Source organism: Halofilum ochraceum (assembly GCF_001614315.2).
Taxonomy (GTDB): Bacteria; Pseudomonadota; Gammaproteobacteria; order XJ16; family Halofilaceae; genus Halofilum; species Halofilum ochraceum.
The window spans coordinates 71011-94394 of the sequence record NZ_LVEG02000018.1; the positions used below are offsets into that span (position 1 = coordinate 71011).

At 67.6% G+C, this 23384-nt stretch carries 25 protein-coding genes; 20 read left to right on the plus strand and 5 right to left on the minus strand.

Annotated elements, in window-relative coordinates; translation table 11 throughout:
- The first annotated feature begins 16 nt into the window (after window positions 1–16).
- Both A0W70_RS14375 and A0W70_RS14380 read left to right on the plus strand, forming a co-directional pair.
- Window positions 17–562 (plus strand): macro domain-containing protein, encoded by a 546-nt coding sequence (locus A0W70_RS14375; protein WP_067563780.1) that lies wholly within the window; start codon window positions 17–19, stop codon window positions 560–562.
- A gap of 143 nt (window positions 563–705) precedes the next feature.
- Window positions 706–1347 (plus strand): class I SAM-dependent methyltransferase, encoded by a 642-nt coding sequence (locus tag A0W70_RS14380; RefSeq protein ID WP_067563605.1) that lies wholly within the window; start codon window positions 706–708, stop codon window positions 1345–1347.
- A 360-nt stretch (window positions 1348–1707) separates the two neighbouring features.
- On the opposite strand, the gene A0W70_RS14385 is transcribed toward A0W70_RS14380, so the two are convergent.
- From A0W70_RS14385 to A0W70_RS14400, 4 genes are all read right to left on the minus strand, one after another.
- The gene (locus A0W70_RS14385; RefSeq protein WP_067563608.1) at window positions 1708–2754 is read right to left on the minus strand and encodes a 3-deoxy-7-phosphoheptulonate synthase; all 1047 of its coding nucleotides are present in this window, start codon (window positions 2752–2754) and stop codon (window positions 1708–1710) included.
- Between the two features lie 18 nt (window positions 2755–2772).
- A complete protein-coding gene (gene hisG, locus A0W70_RS14390) occupies window positions 2773–3417 on the minus strand; it encodes an ATP phosphoribosyltransferase (RefSeq protein WP_067563612.1) in 645 nt (214 codons plus the stop codon).
- A gap of 22 nt (window positions 3418–3439) precedes the next feature.
- Window positions 3440–4699, minus strand: a complete 1260-nt coding sequence (gene murA, locus A0W70_RS14395) for a UDP-N-acetylglucosamine 1-carboxyvinyltransferase (protein WP_067563616.1) — start codon at window positions 4697–4699, stop codon at window positions 3440–3442.
- A 153-nt stretch (window positions 4700–4852) separates the two neighbouring features.
- Window positions 4853–5506 carry an MlaC/ttg2D family ABC transporter substrate-binding protein gene (locus A0W70_RS14400; RefSeq protein ID WP_070989743.1) on the minus strand — a complete coding sequence of 218 codons (654 nt, stop codon included), beginning with the start codon at window positions 5504–5506 and terminating at the stop codon, window positions 4853–4855.
- A 208-nt stretch (window positions 5507–5714) separates the two neighbouring features.
- On the opposite strand from A0W70_RS14400, the gene A0W70_RS14405 reads away from it, so the two are divergent.
- From A0W70_RS14405 to mgtE, 15 genes are all read left to right on the plus strand, one after another.
- Entirely contained in the window at window positions 5715–6509 is a 795-nt protein-coding gene (locus tag A0W70_RS14405) for an MlaA family lipoprotein (RefSeq protein ID WP_067563622.1), read from the plus strand.
- 9 nt (window positions 6510–6518) lie between these two features.
- The gene (locus A0W70_RS14410) at window positions 6519–7487 is read left to right on the plus strand and encodes a calcium/sodium antiporter (RefSeq protein ID WP_067563626.1); all 969 of its coding nucleotides are present in this window, start codon (window positions 6519–6521) and stop codon (window positions 7485–7487) included.
- 318 nt (window positions 7488–7805) lie between these two features.
- Complete coding sequence (locus tag A0W70_RS14415) at window positions 7806–8813, plus strand: KpsF/GutQ family sugar-phosphate isomerase (RefSeq protein ID WP_067563629.1); 1008 nt, start codon at window positions 7806–7808, stop codon at window positions 8811–8813.
- 40 nt (window positions 8814–8853) lie between these two features.
- The gene (locus tag A0W70_RS14420; protein ID WP_067563633.1) at window positions 8854–9417 is read left to right on the plus strand and encodes a KdsC family phosphatase; all 564 of its coding nucleotides are present in this window, start codon (window positions 8854–8856) and stop codon (window positions 9415–9417) included.
- Window positions 9418–9518: 101 nt separating this feature from the next.
- Window positions 9519–10094, plus strand: a complete 576-nt coding sequence (gene lptC, locus A0W70_RS14425) for an LPS export ABC transporter periplasmic protein LptC (protein ID WP_067563636.1) — start codon at window positions 9519–9521, stop codon at window positions 10092–10094.
- The gene (gene lptA / locus A0W70_RS14430; protein WP_175443132.1) at window positions 10072–10623 is read left to right on the plus strand and encodes a lipopolysaccharide transport periplasmic protein LptA; all 552 of its coding nucleotides are present in this window, start codon (window positions 10072–10074) and stop codon (window positions 10621–10623) included. Before lptC ends, lptA begins: the two co-directional genes overlap by 23 nt.
- Window positions 10620–11345, plus strand: a complete 726-nt coding sequence (lptB, locus tag A0W70_RS14435; RefSeq protein ID WP_067563643.1) for an LPS export ABC transporter ATP-binding protein — start codon at window positions 10620–10622, stop codon at window positions 11343–11345. The genes lptA and lptB overlap by 4 nt, the downstream gene beginning before the upstream one ends.
- Before the next feature lie 119 nt (window positions 11346–11464).
- A complete protein-coding gene (locus tag A0W70_RS14440; protein ID WP_067563646.1) occupies window positions 11465–12916 on the plus strand; it encodes an RNA polymerase factor sigma-54 in 1452 nt (483 codons plus the stop codon).
- Between the two features lie 126 nt (window positions 12917–13042).
- On the plus strand, window positions 13043–13354 hold the full coding sequence (gene hpf, locus A0W70_RS14445) for a ribosome hibernation-promoting factor, HPF/YfiA family (RefSeq protein WP_067563649.1): 312 nt from the start codon (window positions 13043–13045) through the stop codon (window positions 13352–13354).
- A gap of 13 nt (window positions 13355–13367) precedes the next feature.
- A complete protein-coding gene (locus A0W70_RS14450; RefSeq protein ID WP_067563653.1) occupies window positions 13368–13853 on the plus strand; it encodes a PTS sugar transporter subunit IIA in 486 nt (161 codons plus the stop codon).
- A gap of 11 nt (window positions 13854–13864) precedes the next feature.
- Window positions 13865–14818, plus strand: coding sequence for an HPr(Ser) kinase/phosphatase (gene hprK, locus A0W70_RS14455; protein WP_067563657.1), 954 nt, complete (start codon window positions 13865–13867; stop codon window positions 14816–14818).
- Entirely contained in the window at window positions 14809–15693 is an 885-nt protein-coding gene (gene rapZ / locus A0W70_RS14460; RefSeq protein ID WP_067563660.1) for an RNase adapter RapZ, read from the plus strand. Before hprK ends, rapZ begins: the two co-directional genes overlap by 10 nt.
- 157 nt (window positions 15694–15850) lie before the next feature.
- Window positions 15851–16276, plus strand: coding sequence for a PTS sugar transporter subunit IIA (locus A0W70_RS14465; protein WP_083331040.1), 426 nt, complete (start codon window positions 15851–15853; stop codon window positions 16274–16276).
- Window positions 16277–16369: 93 nt separating this feature from the next.
- On the plus strand, window positions 16370–16639 hold the full coding sequence (locus A0W70_RS14470) for an HPr family phosphocarrier protein (RefSeq protein WP_067563666.1): 270 nt from the start codon (window positions 16370–16372) through the stop codon (window positions 16637–16639).
- A gap of 595 nt (window positions 16640–17234) precedes the next feature.
- The gene (gene mgtE / locus A0W70_RS14475; RefSeq protein WP_067563669.1) at window positions 17235–18593 is read left to right on the plus strand and encodes a magnesium transporter; all 1359 of its coding nucleotides are present in this window, start codon (window positions 17235–17237) and stop codon (window positions 18591–18593) included.
- A 270-nt stretch (window positions 18594–18863) separates the two neighbouring features.
- On the opposite strand, the gene A0W70_RS14480 is transcribed toward mgtE, so the two are convergent.
- Window positions 18864–19961, minus strand: a complete 1098-nt coding sequence (locus A0W70_RS14480) for an AI-2E family transporter (RefSeq protein ID WP_067563784.1) — start codon at window positions 19959–19961, stop codon at window positions 18864–18866.
- A gap of 115 nt (window positions 19962–20076) precedes the next feature.
- Between A0W70_RS14480 and A0W70_RS14485 the strand changes: the two genes are divergently transcribed.
- The 3 genes from A0W70_RS14485 (at window position 20077) to A0W70_RS14495 (ending at window position 23088) form a co-directional block, all read left to right on the plus strand.
- Complete coding sequence (locus A0W70_RS14485; RefSeq protein ID WP_067563672.1) at window positions 20077–20526, plus strand: DUF4124 domain-containing protein; 450 nt, start codon at window positions 20077–20079, stop codon at window positions 20524–20526.
- 130 nt (window positions 20527–20656) lie between these two features.
- Window positions 20657–22375 carry a proline--tRNA ligase gene (locus tag A0W70_RS14490; RefSeq protein WP_067563677.1) on the plus strand — a complete coding sequence of 573 codons (1719 nt, stop codon included), beginning with the start codon at window positions 20657–20659 and terminating at the stop codon, window positions 22373–22375.
- Window positions 22372–23088, plus strand: coding sequence for an alanyl-tRNA editing protein (locus A0W70_RS14495; protein WP_067563681.1), 717 nt, complete (start codon window positions 22372–22374; stop codon window positions 23086–23088). The genes A0W70_RS14490 and A0W70_RS14495 overlap by 4 nt, the downstream gene beginning before the upstream one ends.
- The last annotated feature ends 296 nt before the right edge of the window (window positions 23089–23384 follow it).

The window sequence follows — 23384 nt, forward strand, 5'->3', positions numbered from 1 at the left end:
CTTGCCGGAGGTCGCCATGCGTGTTGCGCGTGATGGACGTTCGATCGAGACGCGTAAGGGCGATATCACGCAGCAGGATGTCGACGCGGTCGTGAACGCCGCCAACGGCCAGTTGGGGCCCGGCGGCGGGGTCGCCGGGGCGATCCATCGCGCGGCGGGGCCAGAGCTGTGGGACGCCTGCAAACCGCTTGGCGGATGCGGTGTCGGTGAGGCGAAGGTCACGGACGGATTCGCGCTGCCGGCCCGCTGGATCGTGCATACGGTCGGCCCGGTCTATGGCCGCGATGAACCCTCGGCCGAACTGCTGGCGGCCAGCTATCGCAACAGCCTGGCCGCCGCCGATGGGCTCGGGGCCCGGTCGATCGCTTTCCCGGCGCTGAGTACCGGGGCGTTCGGCTATCCTATGGAGGAGGCAGCCGAGGTCGCGTTGCGGGAATTGCTCGAGGGCCTGCCGGTCTGCTCATCGCTGAGTGAAGTCCGGATGGTGCTGTTCTCGGACGCGGATGTGGCCGTCCACGACCCGGTCCTGCGGCGTCTCGCGGACGCCGCCGGTTGGGAATAATCACCTTCGGGCCATCGATTACGGTTTCGTAACCCCGACGCCCCGGGGTGGCATTGGCCGGTACCATCCGGTAGCCTCGCGGGTCATTTCGGACGGCCGGTGGCCGACAGGTTTTCAGGCCGATCAGTCGGCGGGGAGTTGCAGTGGATACCCAGGGCGTTCGCGACGCATATCGACGCTACGCACGGCATTACGATCTCTGTTTCGGCGCCATTTTCCATCCGGGCCGCAAACTCGCCATCGAGCAGATGGGGATCCAGCCTGGTGACAGCGTGCTCGAGGTCGGCGTCGGTACCGGGCTGTCGATCCCGGAATACCCGGAAGGGGTACACGTAACGGGGATTGACGTCTCGACGGACATGATCCGTATCGCGCAGGAGCGCGTCGAACGGCTGGAACTGCCGAACGTGAGCCTGATGGAGATGGACGCCGAGAACATGGATTTCGGCGACGCCCAGTTCGACCATGTCGTGGCGATGTATGTCCTGTCGGTCGCGCCCTACCCGGACCGGGTCATCAACGAAATGCGGCGGGTCTGTTCGAAGGACGGCGACCTGTTCATCGTCAACCATTTCCGGCATCGGAATCCGATCGTGAGCGGCGCCGAAAAGATGATCGCGCCGCTGTCCAAACTCGTCGGCTTCCGCCCCGATTTCGCCATGGACGAGTTCGTCGATCAGACGGACCTCGAGGTCCTCGAGACCAAGCCGGTCAACCTGTTCGGCTACTGGACCCTCCTGCGCGCCAGCTGCGAACCCCGCTCCGCCAGCGCCGCGGCGGCCTGAGCCGCCTTTACCCATTTCACGTTCGAACAAGCCGCCCCGGCATCAAGTTGTCGGGACGGTCGTGTCCGGCGTGGTTCGTGGGTTCCCGCCAAGGCGCGGAGGGCGCCAGGGGACGCGAAGGAATTCGGGTGATGAAAGGCGGGGCCAATGGGGCAGCCGGCGCGTCCCGTTATCCGCATAAACCGCGCGCGTGCGCTTCGCGCAAACGCGCCTACGGATTCCGGATACGCGTGCTCCGGTACGTAGGCGCGTCTTCGCCGAAGGCGAATGCGCGCGTCGCTGTCACTCCATTTATCTCTTGGCGTCCCTTGGCGCCCTCCGCGCCTTGGCGAGAACCCAAACCCACGCCGGTCAGGGCAATCAGCCCTCGCCCTTCCGCCGCTTGCGGACGGATTCCGCGATCTCGCGCAGGACGCCTTCGGTGCGCTCCCAGCCCATGCAGGCATCGGTGATGCTCTGGCCGTAGGTGAGTTCGCCATCGCCGCTCTGCTTGCCCTCGACGAGATGGCTTTCCAGCATCATGCCGAAGATGCGGCGATCGCCGCGCCCGACCTGGTGGGCGATGTCCCGGGCCACGTCGGCCTGGCGCTCGGGTTTCTTGCGCGAGTTGGCGTGGCTCGCATCGATCATGATGCGCTGCGGCAGGCCGGCGTTCGCCAGCATCTCGGCGACATCGTCGACGCTGGAGGCATCGTAGTTCGGCTGTTTGCCGCCGCGCAGGATCACGTGGCTGTAGGGGTTGCCGGTCGTCTCCACGATCGCGGAGCGACCCTCGGCGGTCACGCCGAGGAAATGGTGCGGCTGCGACGCGGAGCCGATCGCGTCGACCGCGATCTGGACGTCGCCGCCGGTGCCGTTCTTGAATCCGACCGGGCACGACAGCCCGGACGCCAGTTCGCGATGCACCTGCGATTCGGTGGTCCGTGCGCCGATCGCGCCCCAGGTCACGAGGTCCGCCACGTACTGCGGGCTGATCAGATCAAGGAATTCGGTCCCCGCCGGCAGCTGCATGTCGGCGAGATCCAGCAGCAGTTGCCGCGCCGTCTCGAGCCCGGCATTGATGTCGAAGCTGCCATCAAGATGCGGGTCGTTGATCAGTCCCTTCCAGCCCACCGTCGTGCGTGGTTTCTCGAAATACACACGCATGATGATGAGCAGATCGTCGCCCAGCTCTTCCCGCATCCGCTGCAGGCGCGTGGCGTAATCGCGCGCCGCTTCCGGATCGTGGATCGAACAGGGCCCGACAATGACCACCAGCCGATCGTCGTCCCCGTCCATGATCCGCTGTACCTGCTCGCGTCCGAAATGGACGGTCTCGGCGGCGCGATCGGTCGGTTTGATCATCTCGGCTGGCGACTTGAGTTCCCTGATCTCGCGGATGCGCAGATCACCGGTCTGGTACGTCATAAGCGTCCTCGTGGGCGGTTATTCAGTGGGGGCCGCGACCGCCTCGCCGATGGCATCGATCATACCCCGGACCTCGGCGTTGCGTGTTTTCATCGCGGCCTTGTTGACGATCAGCCGACTCGTGATGTCGGCAATGGTTTCGTATGGTTCGAGGCCGTTCGCGCGCAGCGTGTTGCCCGTGTCGACCAGATCGACGATCCAGTCGGCGAGCCCCACGAGTGGCGCCAGCTCCATCGAGCCATACAGCTTGATGATCTCGACCTGCCGGCCCTGCGCCGCGAACCAGTCGTGCGTGATCCGGATGTACTTGGTCGCCACGCGGGCGCGCCCCACCGGACCGCCGCCACCCCCGGCCGGACCCGCGAGCATCAGCCGGCAGGCGGCGATGCCGAGATCCACCGGTTCATACAGGCCCTCGCCGCCGTGCTCGAGCAGCACGTCCTTGCCGGCGACACCGATATCGGCCCCGCCGTACTGGACGTACGTGGGTACATCGGCCGCACGGACGATGACGAAGCGGACGTCGGGCCGATTGGTCGGCAGAATCAGGCGCCGGCTCGAATCCGGATCGGTCTCGGGTTCGATCCCCGCCTGCGCGAACAGGGGCAGCGTCTGCTCGAGGATTCTACCCTTGGACAGGGCGATCGTCAGGGGACGGGTCATCTACGGGCTCCTGTCCGCGGCTTCAGCTCGGCACGCGGCGGATCCGCGCGCCCAGCTGGGAGAGCTTCTCCTCGATGCATTCGTAACCGCGATCGATGTGATAAATGCGATCGACGACCGTTTCACCCTTCGCCACCATACCCGCCAGGATGAGGCTCGCCGAGGCGCGCAGATCGGTCGCCATCACGGGCGCCCCGGTAAGCTCCTCGACCCCGGTAATCAGGGCCGTATTGCCCTCGACGCGCATATCCGCCCCCATGCGCTGCATCTCCTGGATATGCATGAAGCGGTTCTCGAACACCGTCTCGGTGACGCTTCCGGAGCCCTCGGCCACGGCGTTCAGCGCGGAGAACTGGGCCTGCATATCGGTCGGGAAGGCCGGGAACGGCGCCGTGCGCACGTGTACCGCCTTCGGCCGCCGGCCATGCATGTCGAGCGAGATCCAGTCATCACCGGTGTTCAGTTCGGCGCCGGTCGCCTCCAGTTTGGTCAGCACGGCGTCGAGCAGATCCGGGCGCGTATCGCGCACCATGACCTTGCCGCGGCACATGGCCGCAGCGCACAGGAACGTGCCGGTCTCGATCCGGTCGGGCAGCACCCGGTAGCGCGTCCCGCCCAGGCTCTGCACGCCATCGATCACGATACGGTCCGTGCCGGCGCCGCTGATCTGCGCGCCCATGCTGTTGAGGAAGTTGGCCAGGTCGACCACCTCGGGCTCGCGCGCGACGTTCTCCAGCACCGTGGTGCCCTCGGCCAGGGTAGCGGCCATCATCAGGTTCTCGGTACCGGTGACCGTCACGGCATCGAGCACGAAACGCCCGCCTTTCAGGCGTTTGCAGCGCGCGTGGATATAGCCGTCCGCGACCCAGACATCGGCGCCCAGCGCCCGCAGCCCCTCGAGGTGCAGGTTCACCGGCCGCGAGCCGATGGCACAGCCGCCTGGCAGCGATACCTCCGCGGTACCGTGGCGCGCGAGCATCGGGCCCAGCACGAGGATCGACGCACGCATCGTCTTGACCAGGTCGTAGGGCGCGTACAGCTCCTCGACGTAACGGCTGTCGACCTCGATGTTCATGCGCTCATCGACGGTGAGGTGCACGCCCATGCGCCCCAGCAGGGCCATGGTCGTGGTCACGTCGTTGAGGTGGGGCACGTTCTCGATCGTCACCGGGCCGTCGGCGAGGAGCGAGCCGGCCAGGATCGGCAGTACGGCGTTCTTGGCGCCGGACACCCGGACCTGGCCCTGGAGCGGATGCCCGCCACTGATGATGAGCTTGTCCATCGATATTCCCGTCAGGGGACGGCGGAACCGGCCACGGCTGCGCGTGGTCGGCGCGGATACAAACGACGGATTATACGGGAAAAACGCGCATTACCGGCAACGCCCGCCGCCCGCGTACCCTGCGGCGGGCCCGCCGGCCTCCGCGACCGACGCTTACGAGCCGGTCTCGATATCCTCGTTGGCGCGGTTCTTCGCGCGCAGCGTCGACACGAGACCGTCGACGCCGTTGCTGCGGATCTCGTTCGAGAAGGTCGAGCGATAGTTGGTCACCATGCTGATCCCGTCGATGACGATGTCATACACCTTCCACTCGCCATCGTGGAAACGCAGGCTGTAATTGACCGACAGCTCCGGTCCATCGGACTGGATGACCCGCGAACGGACCTTCACACGGTCGTCCCGGTCACCGGGCTGCAGCGGCAGCAGTTCGAGCTGCTCATTGTCGTACTCCTTGAGCGACTCGGCGTAGGTCCGCAGCAGCAGCTCGCGGAATTCGGTCACCAGGGCGCGTTTCTGATCATCGCTCGCGTCGCGCCAGTAACGGCCCACGGCCAGCTTCGTCATGGTGATGAAATCGAGGGTCGGCGCAACGATCTCGTCCATCTTCCGGCGCAGGAACTCCGCCTCATCGTCGGCCTCGTCGAGATCCTTGCGCAGGACGTCGAGCATCCGATCGGTCACGTCCTGCACCATGGCCTGGGCGTTTTCCGGGTCCGGTTTCGCGGCTGCGCTCAGGGGTGTAGCCAACAGCACGCCCAGTAACAGGACGGTCAGGCCACGCGTGGTTGCTCGCCACACAGTCGTCATCGATCGATCTCCATGGGGTTGGCACCGGGACCGTGCCCGCGGTTACCGGGGCCCGTCCGCGCCATTGCAAGGCATCAGGTCGCCGGATTCTACCACGGCGCGCGGCGCATGAACGCGCCCGCTGCTGGCGCAGAGGGGGGCGGATTGGCTACGATGCCGCTCGCTGTGCCACCGGGGCCGCCCCTCGCCCGAACGGACCGATCGAATCATGGACCAGAAAAGACTCGCGCTCGCGCTCATCGCAGTCGGCGTACTGCTGACCGGCTGCGCCACGGCACCGGAACGCGGTGGCGCGGCCAATGATCCGCTGGAGCCGTTCAACCGGCGTGTGCACGCCTTCAACGACGTGTTCGACCGCAACATCGCGCAGCCGGTCGCCCGCGGGTACAACGCGGTGCTCCCGCAGCCCGTCAACCGCGGCATCACGAATTTCTTCCGCAACCTGGGCGAGGTGAGCGTACTGGTGAACAGCGCGCTGCAGCTGAAACCGCGGGCCACGGTGATCACCGCCAACCGGCTGCTGATCAATACCACCTTCGGCATCGCCGGCGTGTTCGATGTCGCCAGCATGATGGGCGCGAAGCCCCAGGACGAGGACTTCGGCCAGACGCTGGGCTACTGGGGCGCCGATGCCGGGCCCTATCTCGTGCTGCCGTTTCTCGGCCCGAGCAGCGTGCGCGACGGGACCGGCCTCGTGGTGGATGGCTGGTATGACCCGATCAACTCGATCGATGACACCGCCACCCTCACGGGCATGACGGTACTGCGGGTCGTCGACACGCGCGCCCGCCTGCTGGGCACCACCGACCTGCTGGGCACCGCGGCGGTCGATCCGTACGCCTACACGCGCGACGCCTGGCTGCGTCGGCGCGTGAACCAGATTTATGACGGCGACCCGCCGCCCGACGCACTGCCGGACACCGGCAACGGCCAGGGCGAAGACGATTTCGATCCGTTCTCGGACGAGGATGACGACCTCTTCGACAACGGCGCCGGGAACTGAACACCCCTTATGCTGATTTCCATCGCCGCCGTCGTCTTCGGCCTCGCCCTGCTCGTGTGGAGCGCGGACCGGTTCGTGCTGGGCGCGTCGGCGACCGCCCGCGATCTCGGTGTATCGCCGCTGGTGATCGGGCTGGTGATCGTCGGCTTCGCCACCTCCTCGCCCGAGATGCTGGTCGCCGGCTTCGCCGCAATGCAGGGCAATCCCGGACTCGGGATCGGCAATGCCGTCGGCTCGAATATCGCGAACATCGCACTGATCCTCGGTGTGTCCGCGATCCTGAGGCCACTGGTCAGTTCCTCGAACATCCTCACGCGGGAACTGCCGCTGCTGATCGGCGTGAGCGTGATCGCGGTGCTGGTGATGCTCGACGGCGGCTTCAGCCGCGTCGACGGCGTACTCCTGCTACTGCTGATGGCCGGCGCGATGGTGTTCATCCTGCGCCAGGCCGTCAGCGAGCAGGAAGGCGACGACCCGCTGGCGGCGGAACTGACCGAGCAGATCCCGGGCACACTGCCCCTGCGTCAGGCGGTTTTCTGGCTCGTACTCGGCTTCGTACTGCTGATGCTGAGCTCGCGCATGCTCGTCTGGGGTGGCGTCAATATCGCGGAAACGCTCGGTGTCAGCGATCTCGTCATCGGCCTGACCATCGTCGCGGTCGGCACCAGCCTGCCGGAACTCGCGGCAGCGGCGGCGGCCGTTCTGAAGAACGAGTACGATCTCGTCCTCGGCAACGTGATCGGCTCCAACCTGTTCAATACGCTCGCCGTACTCGGTCTGCCCGCGGTAATCGCGCCCGGCGCGATCCCGCCGGAGGTGCTCACGCGCGACCTGCCGGTGATGTGCGTGCTGACGCTGCTGCTGGTCCCGGCCCTGTTCCACCGACGTGGCCGCAGCGGACGCATCGGCCGCGTCGAAGGCGTGCTGCTGCTCGCCAGCTTCCTTGGCTACCAGAGCTGGCTGTTCATCACGCTCTGAGAAGGGCGAAAGGGCTGAGGGCTGAGAAGATTATCTGCGGTAGGCGCGTTTTCGCCGAAGGCGAACGCGCGCGGTGTTGGCGCGGCGGCGGATACCGTGTGCACCGTACCGTGCCGCCCCGGCGCGCTGCGCGCATTCGAACGGCGCTCAACCGCGCCATTCGAAGACGCGCCTACGGAGCGAGCCGTACCCTTGGCCCTTGGCCCTTGGCCCTTGGCCCTTGGCCCTTGGCCCTGCCGCCTGACTCCTGTCGCCTGACTCCTGCCGCCTGCATTACACTGGCGTCTGGACCGCCGTTCCCGCCGGAGTCGAAATCCCATGGCCACGCCCGCCCGCGCGCCCGAACTGTCCGAGGCCGAACGCACGCGGCTGCGTGAACTCGGCCTGGCGGTCATCCGCACCGAAGCCAACGCCGTGTCCGCTCTGGCCGACCGGATCGGCGACGACTTCACCCGTGCCTGTGAACTGATGCTGGCGTGCCAGGGGCGCATCGTGGTCTTCGGCATGGGCAAGTCGGGGCATATCGGGGGCAAGATCGCCGCCACGCTCGCGAGCACCGGTTCGCCGGCGTTCTTCGTGCACCCGGGCGAGGCCGGCCACGGCGATCTCGGCATGGTCATGCCCGACGATGTCGTGATCGCGCTGTCGAATTCCGGCGAGACCTCCGAGATCCGCACGCTGGTGCCCCTGCTCAAGCGCCAGGGCATCCCGCTGATCGCCCTGACCGGGCGGCCGCGGTCCTCGCTCGCCGAAGCGGCCACCGTCCATATCGATGTCGGCGTGGCCGAGGAGGCCTGCCCGCTGGGCCTGGCGCCGACCGCGAGCACGACCGCGGCGCTCGCCATGGGCGACGCGCTCGCCATCGCCCTGCTGGAGAACCGGGGCTTCACCGCCGAGGATTTCGCGCGTTCGCACCCCCAGGGCAGTCTGGGCCGACGCCTGCTGCTGCATGTCGGCGATATCATGGCCAGCGGCGAAGCGGTGCCGCGCATCCCGCTCGGCGCCCCCTTCCGTGAAGCCCTCGTGGAGATGAGCACGAAGGGGCTGGGGACGACGGCCATCGTCGATGGCGACGACCGCGTCGCCGGCATCTTCACCGACGGCGACCTGCGGCGTACGCTCGACCACCACAACGATCTGCAATCACTGGTGATCGACGAGGTCATGACGGCCTCCTGCGTCACGGTCGGGCCCGAGATGCTGGCGGCCGAGGCACTGGCACTGATGGAGGAGCGGCGCATCAACGCGCTGCTGGTCGTCGACGCCGAGGGGCGTCTGACGGGCGCCCTCAATATGCACACGCTGTTGCGCGCGGGGGTCGTATGATCGCCCGGCGCGGTAGCGGAACCACGGGAGCACGGAGCGCATGAGCGACGTATCGGGCCGGGTGCCGGCGGCAGTGATCGAACGGGCGCGGCGCGTGCGCCTCGCCGTATTCGACGTCGACGGCGTGCTGACCGACGGCCGCGTGGTCCTCGGCGACGACGGCTTCGAGTACAAGGCCTTCCATACCCACGACGGTCTGGGCATGCGCCTGCTCCAGGACAGCGGCGTCGATCTCGCGATCATCACCGGTCGGACCTCGACCGTGGTCAGTCGCCGGGCGGAAGAACTGCGCATCCGCCACCTCATGCAGGGGCGCTCCGACAAGGCCGAAGCACTCGCCGAGCTGCTGGACCGGCTCGGCATCGAGGCGGAGGCCGCCGCTTACGTTGGCGACGACGTGGTCGACCTGCCCGCCATGCAGTTGGCCGGCCTCGGCATCGCCGTGGCCAGTGCCACACCGATGACCCGCGCCTACGCGGACTACGTCACCGCCGCCCCCGGCGGCGCCGGTGCCGCCCGCGAAGTGGCCGAACTGATCATGGCCGCCCAGGGGACGCTGCAGGCGCGGCTGGCGCGGTACCTCGCGGCGGAAGCCGCCGAATGAGCGCCCCCGGCCCTGGCCATGACGGCAGCATGCGACGGACGGGTCCCCCCGATGTCGGGACCCGGACCTGCGCTCCGGCCGATTCCCCGACCGCTTAGCCCGTGCGCGCCCTCACCCGTATCATCGTCATCGTCCTCATACTCGCCGCCGGCAGCGGACTGTACTGGGTCGATACGCTGCGGCGAGCCGGGCCGGAGCCGGAAGCCGACGGCCCGGTGCCGCACGAGCCGGACGCCTACTTCGTCGATTTCACGCTGCGCCACTTCGAGAACGCCGGCGTACCGACATACCGGCTCGCCGGTGACCGGATGACGCGCTTCGCCGACGACAGCAGCGCGCTCATCGAGCGCCCGGACCTCGATTACCGCCCCGTGGATGCCGCCCCCTGGCGGGCGACCGCGGCCCGGGCGAGGACCGATCCGGCCAGTGACCGCGTCGAACTGATCAACGATATCGTTCTCCGGCAGCTGCCGGAGAACGGCGCCCCCATGACCATCCGGACCAGCCGCCTGACCGTACTGACGGCGGCCGGTCGCGCCGAGACGGATCGCCCCATTACCGCGGAGGGCCGCGCCTGGCGGATCGACGCGACCGGGATGACCGCCTGGTTCGACCGCGACGTGGTCGAACTCCATCATGAAGTCAATGGCCGCTATGAACCGCAGACAACCCGCTGAAATCCTTTCGTTGCTGGCCCTCGCGGGCATGCTCGCGAGCGCCCCGGTCATGGCCCGCGAGGGCGACCGCAGGCAACCGGCGACGATCGAGGCCGACCGGGCGGAGATCGACCGCGCCAGCGGCGAGTCGCTGTATTTCGGCAACGTCGTGTTCGAACAGGGCACGCTGCACCTCACGGGGGACCGCCTCTCCATCGCCACGAGCGAGGGCGTCGTCGACCGCGCCGAGGCGCAGGGCGAGCCCGCGCGCATCCGTCAGGAGACCGATGAAGGACAGATGGTCCGCGCCCGCGGGCGCACGATCGATTACGACGCCGGCGAGGGCCTGATCGTCCTGACCGGCAATGCCGAACTCCAGCGCGACGGCGAACGCTTTGCCGCCGGCAAGATCCGCTACTGGCCCGACAGTGGCCGCGTCGAAGGCGGCCGCGGTGAGGACGGGGAGCGCGTGCAGATCCGGATCGAGCCCGACACCGGCAACGGGGGTGACGAGGGCACCGGCGATGCCGACGGAGAGGACGCACCGTGAGTGACCTGCTGGTCCGCGACCTCGCGAAACGCTACCGCCAGCGGGAGATCCTGACCGGCATCTCGCTGGAGGTGAGCAGCGGCGAGGTGGTCGGCCTGCTCGGGCCCAACGGCGCCGGCAAGACCACCTGCTTCTACATGATCGTCGGTCTGATCCGCGCCGACGGCGGGCGCATCGAACTCGATGGGCGCGACCTCACGCCACTGCCGATGCACGCCCGCGCCCGACTCGGCGTCGGCTACCTGCCGCAGGAGGCATCGGTCTTCCGCAAAATGACCGTCGCCGACAACATCCGCGCCGTCCTCGAGACGCGCCGTGATCTGGATCGCGCAGGCCGCCGCAAATGGCTCGATGAACTGCTGGGCGAACTCCAGATCGGCCATATCCGGGACAGCATCGGCATCAGCCTCTCCGGTGGCGAGCGCCGGCGGGTGGAGATCGCCCGGGCGCTCGCCGTGGAGCCCCGCTTCATGCTGCTGGACGAGCCGTTTGCCGGCGTCGATCCGATCTCGGTCATCGAGATCCAGCGCATCGTCTCGCACCTCGCCGGGCGCGGCATCGGCGTGCTCATCACCGACCACAATGTCCGCGAAACGCTTGGCATCTGCGAACGCGCCTATATTCTCTCTGATGGCGGCGTGATCGCGAGCGGCAATGCCGATGCGATTCTGGCCGACGAACGCGTGCGCCGGGTCTACCTGGGCGAGAACTTCACGCTATAGCGCGTAACCCGTTGGGGGCCGGGCGCTTTTGCGGGAATCGGCGGCCCGGGATTCCTGCATGGCACGCGCTAAATGCAGTACCATGAACGCAACGCACGGGTGAGGCTACGCTTGGCACCATGAAGCAGACTCTGCAGATCCGGCTCGGTCAGCAGTTGACCATGACGCCCCAGCTGCAACAGGCGATCCGCCTGCTGCAGCTGTCGTCGCTTGAGCTGCAGACCGAGATCCAGGCGACGCTCGAGTCCAACCCGATGCTCGAGACCGACGAGGAAGGCGCGGCCGAAGAGCACGAAGCCGATGACGACTTTGGCACGCTGACCGCCCAGGAACCGGGCAACGGCAGTGCCGACGATACCCCGGTCGAGGGCAGTGGCAACGGCCTCGACGAGGACTTCTCCAGCGCGTGGAGCGCGGCCGGCCACGGTGTCGCGTCCGGGGAAGACGACCGCGATTTCTTCGAGACGCAGAGCGCCGGTGCCGATTCGCTGCGAGACCATCTGCTCGAGCAGCTCCATCTCAGCGCCCTCGCCGACCGCGATCAGGCGGTGGCGGCCGCGATCATCGAATCGGTCCGTGACGACGGCTACCTCGGCGACCCGCTGGAAGAGATCGTCGCCGGGCTCGCCCGCGAGGGCATCGAGATCGAGCCGGACGAGGCCGAGGTCGTGCTCCACCAGGTCCAGCACCTCGACCCGCCGGGGATCGCCGCACGCGACCCGCGCGAATGCATGCAGATCCAGCTCGCCCTGATCGACGCGGACTGGTCCGGGCTGGACACCGCCCGGCGGATCGTGAACGAGCATCTTGAACTCCTCGCCGCCCACGACTTCAACGGCCTGCGCCGCGCCCTCAAGGTCTCCGAGGACGAACTCGCCGCCGCCGTGGCCATCATCCAGTCGCTGGACCCGCACCCCGGCTCACAGATCTCGAGCGCGACACCCCAGTACATCGTCCCCGACGTGTTCGTGCGCAAGGAGCGCGGCGTCTGGCGCGTGCGGCTGAATCCGGACATCGCGCCGCGCCTGCGCATCAACCCCACCTACTCCGGGATGGTCAAGCGCGCGGACCGCAGCGCCGACAACACCTTCATGCGGGATCACCTGCAGGAGGCGCGCTGGTTCATCAAGAGCGTGCAGAGCCGCAACGAGACGCTGCTGCGCGTCGGCACCGCGATCGTCGAGCGCCAGCGGGCCTTCCTCGAGTACGGTGAGGAGGCCATGAAACCGCTCGTGCTGCGCGACATCGCCGAACAGCTCGACATGCACGAGTCGACGATCTCGCGCGTGACCACCGAGAAATACATGCACACGCCGCGCGGCATCCTCGAGTTCAAGTATTTCTTCTCGAGCCATGTCAGTACCGCCGAGGGCGGCGAGTGTTCCGCCACGGCGATCCGTGCAATGCTGAAGAAACTCGTCGACGAGGAGGATGGGCGCAAGCCGCTGTCGGATCACCGGCTGGCCAACATCCTCGTGGACCGTGGCATCAACGTTGCACGCCGTACGGTGGCGAAATATCGCGAATCGATGGCGATCCCGCCGTCGAATGAGCGCAAACGGCTGACGTAGGGGGTCGATCCGGCGCACCATTGGGCGAACGCGCGGTCGGTGGCGGCCCGCTACCACCGGCCAGGCCGGGCTCCGGCGGTGAACGGATGGGCGTACGCGCCAGCGCAACGCAGAGGAGTGAGGACTATGAATCTATCGGTTACCGGTCATCATATGGACGTTACGGATGCACTCAGGAGCTACGTCAGTGAAAAGATGGAGAAACTCGAACGACATTTCGATCGGGTCACCGATATCCACGTTATCCTCAGTGTAGAGAAGCTTCGGCAACAGGCGGAGGCCACCATCGACCTTGCCGGCGCGAAGGTGCATGCCGAGGCCGAGTCCAGTGACATGTACGCCGCCATCGACGGGCTGATCGACAAACTCGACCGGCAGGTGCTCAAGCACAAGGAGAAACTGCGCGACCATCACAAACGGGAGAAATTCGCGACTTGACGCGGAGGCATCCATGACCGGGCCCGCTGAACTGCTGTCCCCCGAGCGCGTCCGCTGCGGCGAACCGCTCGCGAGCAAGAAACGCGCGATCGAGCGCGCCGCCGAACTGTTGTCCCCGGCGGTGCCCGGCATGACGCGCGTCGAGATCTTCGACGCGCTGGTGACGCGGGAACGTCTCGGCAGTACCGGCCTGGGGCACGGGATGGCCCTGCCCCACGGCCGGGTCGCCGGGGTGGAAGCCCCCGTCGCCGCCTGCCTTACGCTGGCGAGCCCGATCGATTACGACGCGCCCGATCGCCAGCGAGTCGACGTCCTGTTCGTGCTGCTGGTCCCGCGCGACTGCAGCGACGAGCACCTGCGAATCCTCTCCGGCCTCGCCGAGATGTTCAACGACGAGGGGCTGCGCGACTCCCTGCGGTCACAGACCGACCCCGAGGCGCTGATCCAGTGCCTCTGCGACTGGTCGCCCACCGTCGGCGCCGCGCGCACGGCGGGTTGACTCCGGCCCGCATGGACCGGGGTCCGACACTGGCGAACTTCTGCGACCGGCTGACCGACGAGCTGGGCCTGCAGGCGGTGGTCCTCGATCGCGGCCAGGCCCCGGTCCTGCCCGCGGCCAACGCCGCCGCGGACCCACCCACGCTGGTCGGACACCTCAATCTGATCCAGGCGAACCGGATCCAGATCCTCGGCCAGACCGAGCTGGATTTCTGGAAGGCGCAGGACGAGGCCGGCCGCGCCGATCTACTCGATCGCCTGTTCGGGGATCGGCTCTGTGGCGTCATCGTGACTGACGGCCTCTCACCGCCTGAGCCGCTCGTCGACCGGGCCCGCGCAGCCGGCATTCCACTGCTGAGCGCGACCGCCGGCTCCGAGCTTGTCATCCGCACCCTGCGCCGCAGCTTCAGCCATGATCTCGTGGCAAGAACCGTGCAGCACGGTGTATTCATGGACGTGCTTGGTGTCGGTGTACTGGTGTCGGGCGCGAGCGGTGCCGGCAAGAGCGAGATGGCGCTGGAGCTGGTGTCACGCGGCCACAGCCTCGTCGCCGACGATGCGCCGGAACTGTGGCGGCCACTGCCCGACGCGATCGAAGGGAGCGCCCCGGACATCCTTCAGGACTTCCTGGAGGTCGGCGGCCTCGGCGTACTCAATATCCGCCGGATGTATGGCGACGCCGCGATCCGCCAGCGCAAGCGGCTGCAGCTCATCATCCATCTGGAGCCGCTTACGAGCGCGCTGCGCGAGCAGCTCGACCGCCTCAATGGCAATCTGTCCACGACAGAGATCCTCGGCGTGGAGATCGACACGATGACGCTCCCGGTGGCGCCGGGGCGCAACCTCGCGGTCCTGACCGAGGCCGCGGTCCGCAACTTCCTGCTGGCGCAGCGCGGCTACAACGCCACCACCGACCTGATGGCACGCCAGCAGCGGGCGATGGAAGGAGACGGCGAATGCGACTGATCGTGGTCAGCGGGCTGTCCGGTTCCGGCAAGAGCGTGGCGCTGAACACGCTCGAGGACGAGGGCTTCTACTGCATCGACAATCTGCCGACCGGCCTGATCAGCCCGCTGGTGGAGCAGCTGCTCACGGGCAACATGGCCATCCACGAACGCGTCGCGGTCGGGATCGACGCCCGCAGCGATGCCACCGACCTGCGCGCGTTCCCGGAACTGCTCGACCGGCTGCGCGACCGCGACGGTCTGAGCGTGGAGGTGGTGTTCCTGCAGACCGCCTCCGAAACGCTGCTGCGCCGGTTCTCGGAGACGCGGCGCAAGCACCCGCTGTCACGCGACGGTATGCCGCTGGTCGAGGCGATCGACCGGGAACAGGAGCTCCTCTCGGGCATCAGCGATCGGGCCGATCTGCTGATCGACACCACGCACCTCAACCTGCACGGCCTGCGCGCGCTGCTGCGCGAGCGGCTGCTGCCGGATGACCCCCACGGCCTGTCCCTGCTGCTGCAGTCGTTCGGCTTCAAGAACGGCGTTCCACTGGATTCGGATTTCGTGTTCGATGTGCGCTGCCTGCCCAACCCGCACTGGGAACCCCGCCTGCGGGCCCTGACCGGCACGGACCAGGAGGTGGCGGCGTACCTCGAAGCCAGCGCCGATGTCGAACGCATGTTCGAATCGATCCGCGACTTCCTCGAGCGCTGGCTGCCGGCCTTCCAGGCCGAAAACCGCGCCTACATGACCGTCTCCCTCGGCTGTACCGGTGGCCAGCACCGTTCCGTCTATCTCGCGCATCGGCTCGCGACGTACTTCCGGGATCGCATCGAGCAGGTCTCGGTGCGCCACCGCGAACTCCAGCTCAGCGACCGGATCAGCCGCCAGTGACCGTGCACGCGCACCGGCTCGGGAACGCCACGGCCTTTGGCCTCGCCGCCGGACTCGGTTATGTTACGCATGTGTCCCGTCGGCCCACTGTCATGCACTCACACCGGGTGACCGAGAAACCCCCGCACGGCGGAATCCCGCCGGCGCCGTCCCAACGATGCCGCACCCGACACCCATGAGTGTCGCGCTGGTCACCATCACCCACAACGGGATCGGCAAGGCCATCGTCGACGCCGCGGAATCGATCCTCGGCAGTCAGGCCATGGACGTGCACCACTGCTCCTTCAACGCCGGCGATGACGTCGAACGTTTCGAGGGCGAGGTAATGGATACGGTCGGCAAGGCCGATGACGGCGACGGTGTCCTGGTCCTGACGGATCTGATCGGCGCAACACCCTGCAATGTCGCCCAACGGCTGGCGCCGAAGCACCACGTTCGCGTACTCTCCGGCATCAGCCTGCCGATGGTGTTGCGCGTGTTCACATACGCCCGCTGCGATCTGGCACAGTTGATCGAACGCGCCGGCGATGGCGCCCATGTCGGCGTGATCGAGTGCGGCCCACCGGATCAGGCACCGTTATGACGGTCGTGGTTCGACGGCCGCTGCACACGCTCAACCGGACGCCATCCGGAAACGAAACCACCCTGATGACAGCCGCAGCCGGGAGGCGGATCGATGCAGACGGCTGAAGTCCGCATCATCAACAAACTGGGACTCCACGCCCGTGCCGCGGCCAAGCTCGTCAGCCTCGCCTCGACGTTCGAGAGCGCGATCGATATCGAGAAGGAAGGCCGCCGGGTCAACGGCAAAAGCATCATGGGCGTCATGATGCTTGCCGCCAGCCAGGGCACCACGCTCACCCTGCACATCGAAGGCCCGGACGAAGAAGAAGCCCGGCGCCAGCTAGTGGACCTGGTCGAAGACTACTTCGGCGAAGGCGAATAAGCCCTCCGCCTGCTGCGTTTTCCGCCGCGTAGGCGCGTCTTCGGACGGCGCGACCGAGCGCCGTTCGAATGCGCGCAGCGCGCCCCGGAACCGGATTCCCGCCACCGACACAGCCGCCGCGGACGACCGGATCCATACGCGCACCGGCGCGCGGCGAACCGCGTCGGTCGCGCTCCAACGCCGCGCAAGCCCATCCGCAGTCGGTGCTCACGCGGCCGTGCGATAGATCCCGTGCCGTGCAATCGATGCGCGCGTTCGCCTTCGGCGAAAACGCGCCTACGACGGATCATCCCACTCATCGGAACGTAGGCCGGCTTTGTGCGCTCCGCGGCAATGGCTACCGGCCCGGGACACGTCACCGCGCAATGCCGGCATTCCCCGGCGGTGAATGCCGGTGCACGACTGCAACGCGACGGGCGCCGGCAACGGCCGGCCCACACACCCACCGCAGCCCTTCGCCCTTCGCCCTTCGCCCTTCGCCCTTCGCCCTTCGCCCTTGGCCCTTGGCCCTTGGCCCTACCATCCTTCCGCGGTTACGCCCCACTTCCCCATTCCCGTACACTCGGCACGACCGCCCGTAACGCCGGAGCAGGATATGGCCGAGACCGCACCCGTCGACCGCAATGCCGAACGCCTGTCGGTCGTCGAGGAACTGCTGGAGGGCGGGACCGCGCGCCAGGTCGAACAGACGCTCTCCGCGCTGCACCCGGCCGAAATCGCCGACCTGCTCGAATCCCTGCCGCGTCCGCAGCGGACCCTACTCTGGGCGCATGTCCCGACGGACGTCGACGGCGAAGTCCTGCTCGAAGTCGGCGAAGACGTCCGCGAGACGCTCGTGGACGACATGGAACCCGGCGAGGTGCTGGCCGCCACCGAGCAGCTCGACATCGACGACATGGCCGACTTCGTCCAGTCGCTGCCGGAGACGGTCGTCCGCGAAGTCCTCGCGGGCATGGACAAGCAGAACCGCCGCCGCCTGGAAGAGGTGCTGGCGTGGCCGGAGGACAGCGCCGGCGGTCTGATGAACGTCGATGGCGTGATGGTGCGTGCCAACGTCACGCTCGAGGTGGTACTGCGCTATCTGCGCTCGCGCGGCGAACTGCCACCGCATACCGACCGGCTCGTGGTCGTCGACCGCTATGGCCGCTTCCGCGGGATCCTCGGCATCGACACGCTGCTCACCAGCGATCCGAGCCTGCTCGTATCGGAGGTCATGGACCGTGAAGTCGAGCCGATCGCCCCGGAAACCCCGGCCGGCGATGTCGCCCGCCAGTTCGAGGACCACGACCTCATCTCGCACCCGGTTGCGGATGCCGAGGGCCGCGTCCTTGGTCGCATCACGATCGACGACGTTGTCGACGTAATCCGGGAAGATGCCGAGAATTCGATGATGCGTCGCGCCGGTCTGGACGCCGAGGAAGACCTCTTCGCGCCCATCCGTCAGGCATCGACCCGACGCGCGGTCTGGCTGGGCATCAACCTCATGACCGCGTTCCTCGCCGCGTGGGTCATCGGCCAGTTCGAGGCGACGCTGCAGCAGGTCGTCGCGATGGCGATCCTCATGCCCATCGTCGCCAGCATGGGCGGCATCGCCGGCACCCAGACCCTGACCATCGTCATCCGCGGCCTTGCCCTCGGGCAGATCACCCGCCGCAACACGCGCCCGTTGATGCTCAAGGAACTGGCGGTCGCGGCCGCCAATGGCCTGGTCTGGGCGGCACTGCTGGCGGTGGTGGCCCTGATCTGGTTCGGCAACGGGCCGCTGGCGCTGATCCTGTGCATCGCGCTGGTACTCAACCTCGCGATGGCCGCCGCCTTCGGTGTGCTGATCCCGCTGCTGCTCCAGCGCATGGGCATCGACCCCGCCCTCGCCGGCGGCGTCATCCTGACCACCATCACCGACGTGGTCGGCTTCGGCTCATTCCTCGGGATGGGGGCGTTGATTTTCCTGTAGATCGGCGGCAGGCGGCAGAATCGTAGGCGCGTCTTCGACCGGCGCGGCCGAGCGCCGGTCGAATGCGCGCAGCCAGCCCCGAATCCGGATTCGCGCACCCTGCACATCCGCGGCGGGCGACCGGATCAATACGCGCACCGGCGCGCGGCGAACCGCGTCGTTCGCGCTCCAACGCCGCGCAAGCCCATCCGCAGTCGGTGCTCACGCGGCCGTGCGATATATCCCGGGCCGTGCAATCGATGCGCGCGTTCGCCTTCGACGAAAACGCGCCTACGCGGACGAAGACGCCCCATTATCCGCTTCCGCCTCTTCCTGGGGCGGCTGCACACGCGGCCATGCGTTGAGGACCGCCTGTACGAGCGTCGCCAGGGGGATGGCGAAGAACACGCCCCAAATGCCCCAGATCCCGCCGAAGAACAGCACCGCGACGATAATCGCCACGGGATGGAGATTGACCACCTCGGAGAACAGCACCGGCACGAGCACATTGCCGTCCAGCAGCTGGATAATCTGATACGCCAGCAACAGCCACCAGAACTCGGCGGCGAAACCCCACTGGAAATAGCCGATCAGCGCGATCGGGATGGTTGCCGAGATCGCCCCGACGTAGGGAACAATCACGGAAATCCCCACCACAAACGACAGCAGCAGGCTGTAATTGAGCCCCATCAGCGCGAACGTGACATAGCTCACCAGCCAGACGATCGCGATCTCCACGACCTTGCCGCGGATGTAGTTGCCGATCTTGTCATCGACCTCCTGCCACACCTGGAACGACAGTTCACGCCGCCGCGGCAGGAACTCCGTGGCCCAGGCGATCATCCGATCCTTGTCCTTGAGCATAAAGAACACGAGCAGCGGGACCAGGATCACGTAGATGATGAACGTGAAGATGCTCACCGCCTGCGACAGCGACACGGACAGGACCGCGCGCCCGAAATCGGCCACCTCGGCATGCAGTGTGCCGATCAGCTCGCGCACCTGCTGCTCGGTGAACAGGGTCGGGTACATCTCGGGCAGGCGCAGCAGGGCCTGTTGACCCTGGGAGACCATGCCGGGGACCTCGCGGATCAACTGGGCCACCTGACGCGACAGCAGCGGCGCAAGGCCGAGCAGTATGACCACGGCGAGGAAGACGAACCCGAGCACCACGAAACTCACCGCGGCGAGGCGCGGGACCCGCCAGCGCTCGAGCGCCATGACCACGCCCTCCAGCAGGTAGGCAAGGATCAACGCGACCAGTACCGGGGCAAGGATATCGCCGGCGAACAGCACCACCGAAAAGCCGGCGACGAGCAGAATAACGAGGATGACGGCCTGTGGATCGGAGAAATTGCGCCGATACCAGGCGTGGATGACGTCGAGCATGATCGGGGCGGTCCAGTTCGCGCACGGGGGATCATAGCACTGGTCGTCCACGTCCTCCGCCGGATCCCCGTGGCTGTGGCATAATCCGGTAGCCGGCGCTGCCCTGGAGAAGTGCATGAGCCCCGTCCGTCCCCGCCTGCTGGTCATCGCCAGCCTGCTGTCGCTCATACCGGCCGTCGCCATGGCCGAGGTCTACAAATGGGTCGATGAAGACGGCGTCACGCACTACTCGCAACAGCCGCCGCCCTCCGGGACCCCGACCGTCATCACGCCGGATGCCGCACCGCCCACGGATACCGCCGAAAGGCAGGGTGGCGACGGCGAAGGCGAGGACGGCAACGCCGACAACGAAAACGGCGATGCGGAACAGGAAATGATCGCCGACTTCTGCAACGATCTGCGCGACCGAGAGAAAATCCTGCAGGGTGACCGGCCGATCCGGGTCAAGGCCGAGGACGGCACGCTGACCACCCTCGACGACGAGGGCCGGGCCCAGCGCCTGGAACGCGTCCAGGGGCAGCTGCGGGATCACTGCAAGGGGCTGGATGGCCAGAGTGGCGCATGACCCGCCGGCACGAAGCCGACAACGCCTGACCAGGGCGTACGCGCCGCTCGCGTAGTCACCGAGCTTCCCGCGCGGCCCGCTGGTTCCTTACAATCGGGCGCCCTCGCCCCGCCATGGAGCAGACCGCCCGATGCGCGTCTCCGAGTTCTACCTCAATACGCTGAAGGAAACCCCGGCCGACGCCGAGATCGTCAGCCACCAGCTGATGATGCGCGCCGGCATGATCCGCCGCCTGACCGCCGGCATCTACAGCTGGCTGCCGCTGGGCCTGCGCGTGTATCGGCGCATCGAGAACATCGTGCGCGAGGAGATGGACAACGCCGGCGCACTCGAACTGCTGCTGCCGGCCGTCCAGCCCGCGGAACTGTGGCAGGAATCGAAGCGCTGGGACGAGTACGGCCCCGAACTGCTGCGGATCCGTGACCGCCACGAGCGCGACAACTGCTTCGGGCCGACCCACGAGGAAGTAATCACCGACATCGCGCGGCGCGAACTCAAGAGCTATCGCCAGCTGCCGCTGAACTTCTACCAGATCCAGACCAAATTCCGCGACGAGATCCGCCCGCGCTTCGGCGTCATGCGCTCGCGCGAGTTCGTCATGAAGGACGCGTATTCCTTCGATCTGTCGCCCGAGGGGCTGCAGGCGAGCTACGACCGCATGTACGACGCCTACCGCCGGATCTTCGACCGCCTCGGGCTCGAATACCGCGCGGTCGAGGCCGACTCGGGCGCCATCGGCGGCTCGCGCTCGATGGAATTCCACGTCCTCGCCTCCAGCGGCGAGGACGCCATCGCCTACTCGGACAGCGGCGAATACGCCGCCAACGTCGAACTGGCCGTCGCCCAGCCGGACCCGACACCGCGCCCGGCCCCGGGCGCGGAGTTGGCCACGGTCGACACGCCCGGCGTGCAGACGATGGACGACCTGGCGCGCCAGCTCGATGTGCCGCTCGCGCGCTGCCTCAAGACCCTGCTGGTCGAGGGCGCCGAGGGCGGACTCGTCGCGCTGGTCCTGCGCGGCGACCACCAGTTGAACGCGATCAAGGCCGAGGGGCTGGCCGCCGTCGCCGATCCGCTGACCATGGCGAGCGATGCGCGCATCCGCGAGGTGGCCGGCACCGGCGCCGGCTCGCTGGGCCCGGTCGGGCTCGACGTCCCGGTCATCGCCGACCACGCGGCCCTGCCGCTGGCCGACTTCGTCTGCGGCGCGAACCAGGCCGAAAAACACCTGACCGGCATCAACTGGGGCCGCGACCTCCCGGAACCGGAGGCGGCCGATCTGCGCGACGTGGTCGAGGGCGACATCGCGCCCGACGGCGGCCGCCTCGATATCCTGCGCGGCATCGAGGTCGGGCATATCTTCCAGCTCGGGCAGAAATACTCCGCGGCGATGGGCGCGGAGGTGCTGGACGAGGACGGCAAACCCGTGACGCTCTATATGGGCTGTTACGGCATCGGCGTCACCCGCCTGGTCGCGGCCGCCATCGAGCAGGGCCACGACGACCGCGGCATCACCTGGCCGGCCGCCATCGCGCCCTTCGAGCTCGCCATCGTGCCGATCAACATGCACAAGTCGCACCGGCTGCGCGAGGCCGTCGAGTCGCTGTACGGCGAACTCCAGGCCGCCGGTATCAGCGTCCTGCTCGACGATCGCGAGACGCGCCCCGGCGTGAAGTTCGCCGACATGGACCTGATCGGCATCCCGCACCGCATCGTGCTCTCCGACAAGGGCCTCGATGCCGGCACCGCCGAATACAAACCGCGCGCCGCGGCCGAGCCGGACAACATCCCGCTGGACGGTCTCACGAACTTCCTCACCGAGCGGATCGCGGCGGAGAAACAGGCGTGACCACGGCGCTGCTGTTCCGCGAATCGCCCTACGAGACCCGATTCGAGGCAACGGTCGAGGTCGTCGATGACAACGCCGTCGTGCTCGACCGCACCCTGTTCTACCCGCATGGCGGCGGCCAGCCCGGCGACAGCGGCACCCTGACGCTCGCCGACGGCAGCACGCTCACGGTCGCCGACACCCGCAAGGGCGATGCCGGCGCCGTCCTGCATCACATCAGCGAAGGTGCAACGCTCCCCGCGGTGGGCGACCGCATCAGCGGCGAGATCGACTGGTCCCGGCGCCACGCGCACATGCGCATGCATACCTGCATGCACCTGCTCTCGGTCGCCATCCCCGCCCCCGTCACCGGCGGCTCCGTGGGCGCCGACAAGGGCCGGCTCGACTTCGACCTGCCCGAGAGCACGCTCGACCGCGAGACCGTCACCGAATCCCTGAACGCGCTGATCGCGGCCGATCACCCCGTCACGGCCGAGTGGATCGCCGAGGCCGAGCTCGACGTCCGTCCGGAACTCGTCAAGACGCTCTCCGTCCAGCCGCCCCGCGGCGAAGGCGACATCCGCCTCATCCGCATCGGCGACATCGACCTCCAGCCCTGCGGCGGCACCCACGTCGCCCGCACCGCCGAAATCGGCCGCGTCCGCGTCGCCAAGATCGAAAAGAAAAGCCGCCACAACCGCCGCGTCAGCATCGTCTTCGATCCAGACGGGTAATCACCTGACGCTCGCGCCGGGGCAGAATCCGACGCTGTTTGGGTTCTCGCCAAGGCGCGCAAAGAAAACGTAGGCCGGCCTTGCGCGGCTCGTGGCGATCCCCGACGTCCCTGGCATCCCACCGCGCAATGCCGGCATTCCCCCTGGCGCCGGGGAAGCCGGCCTACGCTCGCATACCCCGGAAAACGGTTGGTGCGACCTGTAGCACTTGCACAAGCACTTCCGCCTCGACTACGTCCCCATGCGGTCGAAGTGGTGGAGGCATGCCGTAGGCGCGTCTTCGACCGGAGCCACCG

Bases quoted from the DNA above. Each gene is read 5' to 3' on its own strand.
- A0W70_RS14375 (WP_067563780.1), top strand. From the start codon at position 17: ATGCGTGTTGCGCGTGATGGACGTTCGATCGAGACGCGTAAGGGCGAT.
- A0W70_RS14385 (WP_067563608.1), bottom strand. From the start codon at position 2,754: ATGACGTACCAGACCGGTGATCTGCGCATCCGCGAGATCAGGGAACTC.
- hisG (WP_067563612.1), bottom strand. From the start codon at position 3,417: ATGACCCGTCCCCTGACGATCGCCCTGTCCAAGGGTAGAATCCTCGAG.
- murA (WP_067563616.1), bottom strand. From the start codon at position 4,699: ATGGACAAGCTCATCATCAGTGGCGGGCATCCGCTCCAGGGCCAGGTC.
- A0W70_RS14400 (WP_070989743.1), bottom strand. From the start codon at position 5,506: ATGACGACTGTGTGGCGAGCAACCACGCGTGGCCTGACCGTCCTGTTA.
- A0W70_RS14405 (WP_067563622.1), top strand. From the start codon at position 5,715: ATGGACCAGAAAAGACTCGCGCTCGCGCTCATCGCAGTCGGCGTACTG.
- A0W70_RS14410 (WP_067563626.1), top strand. From the start codon at position 6,519: ATGCTGATTTCCATCGCCGCCGTCGTCTTCGGCCTCGCCCTGCTCGTG.
- A0W70_RS14415 (WP_067563629.1), top strand. From the start codon at position 7,806: ATGGCCACGCCCGCCCGCGCGCCCGAACTGTCCGAGGCCGAACGCACG.
- A0W70_RS14420 (WP_067563633.1), top strand. From the start codon at position 8,854: ATGAGCGACGTATCGGGCCGGGTGCCGGCGGCAGTGATCGAACGGGCG.
- lptA (WP_175443132.1), top strand. From the start codon at position 10,072: ATGAACCGCAGACAACCCGCTGAAATCCTTTCGTTGCTGGCCCTCGCG.
- A0W70_RS14440 (WP_067563646.1), top strand. From the start codon at position 11,465: ATGAAGCAGACTCTGCAGATCCGGCTCGGTCAGCAGTTGACCATGACG.
- hpf (WP_067563649.1), top strand. From the start codon at position 13,043: ATGAATCTATCGGTTACCGGTCATCATATGGACGTTACGGATGCACTC.
- A0W70_RS14450 (WP_067563653.1), top strand. From the start codon at position 13,368: ATGACCGGGCCCGCTGAACTGCTGTCCCCCGAGCGCGTCCGCTGCGGC.
- hprK (WP_067563657.1), top strand. From the start codon at position 13,865: ATGGACCGGGGTCCGACACTGGCGAACTTCTGCGACCGGCTGACCGAC.
- rapZ (WP_067563660.1), top strand. From the start codon at position 14,809: ATGCGACTGATCGTGGTCAGCGGGCTGTCCGGTTCCGGCAAGAGCGTG.
- A0W70_RS14465 (WP_083331040.1), top strand. From the start codon at position 15,851: ATGCCGCACCCGACACCCATGAGTGTCGCGCTGGTCACCATCACCCAC.
- A0W70_RS14470 (WP_067563666.1), top strand. From the start codon at position 16,370: ATGCAGACGGCTGAAGTCCGCATCATCAACAAACTGGGACTCCACGCC.
- mgtE (WP_067563669.1), top strand. From the start codon at position 17,235: ATGGCCGAGACCGCACCCGTCGACCGCAATGCCGAACGCCTGTCGGTC.
- A0W70_RS14480 (WP_067563784.1), bottom strand. From the start codon at position 19,961: ATGCTCGACGTCATCCACGCCTGGTATCGGCGCAATTTCTCCGATCCA.
- A0W70_RS14485 (WP_067563672.1), top strand. From the start codon at position 20,077: ATGAGCCCCGTCCGTCCCCGCCTGCTGGTCATCGCCAGCCTGCTGTCG.
- A0W70_RS14490 (WP_067563677.1), top strand. From the start codon at position 20,657: ATGCGCGTCTCCGAGTTCTACCTCAATACGCTGAAGGAAACCCCGGCC.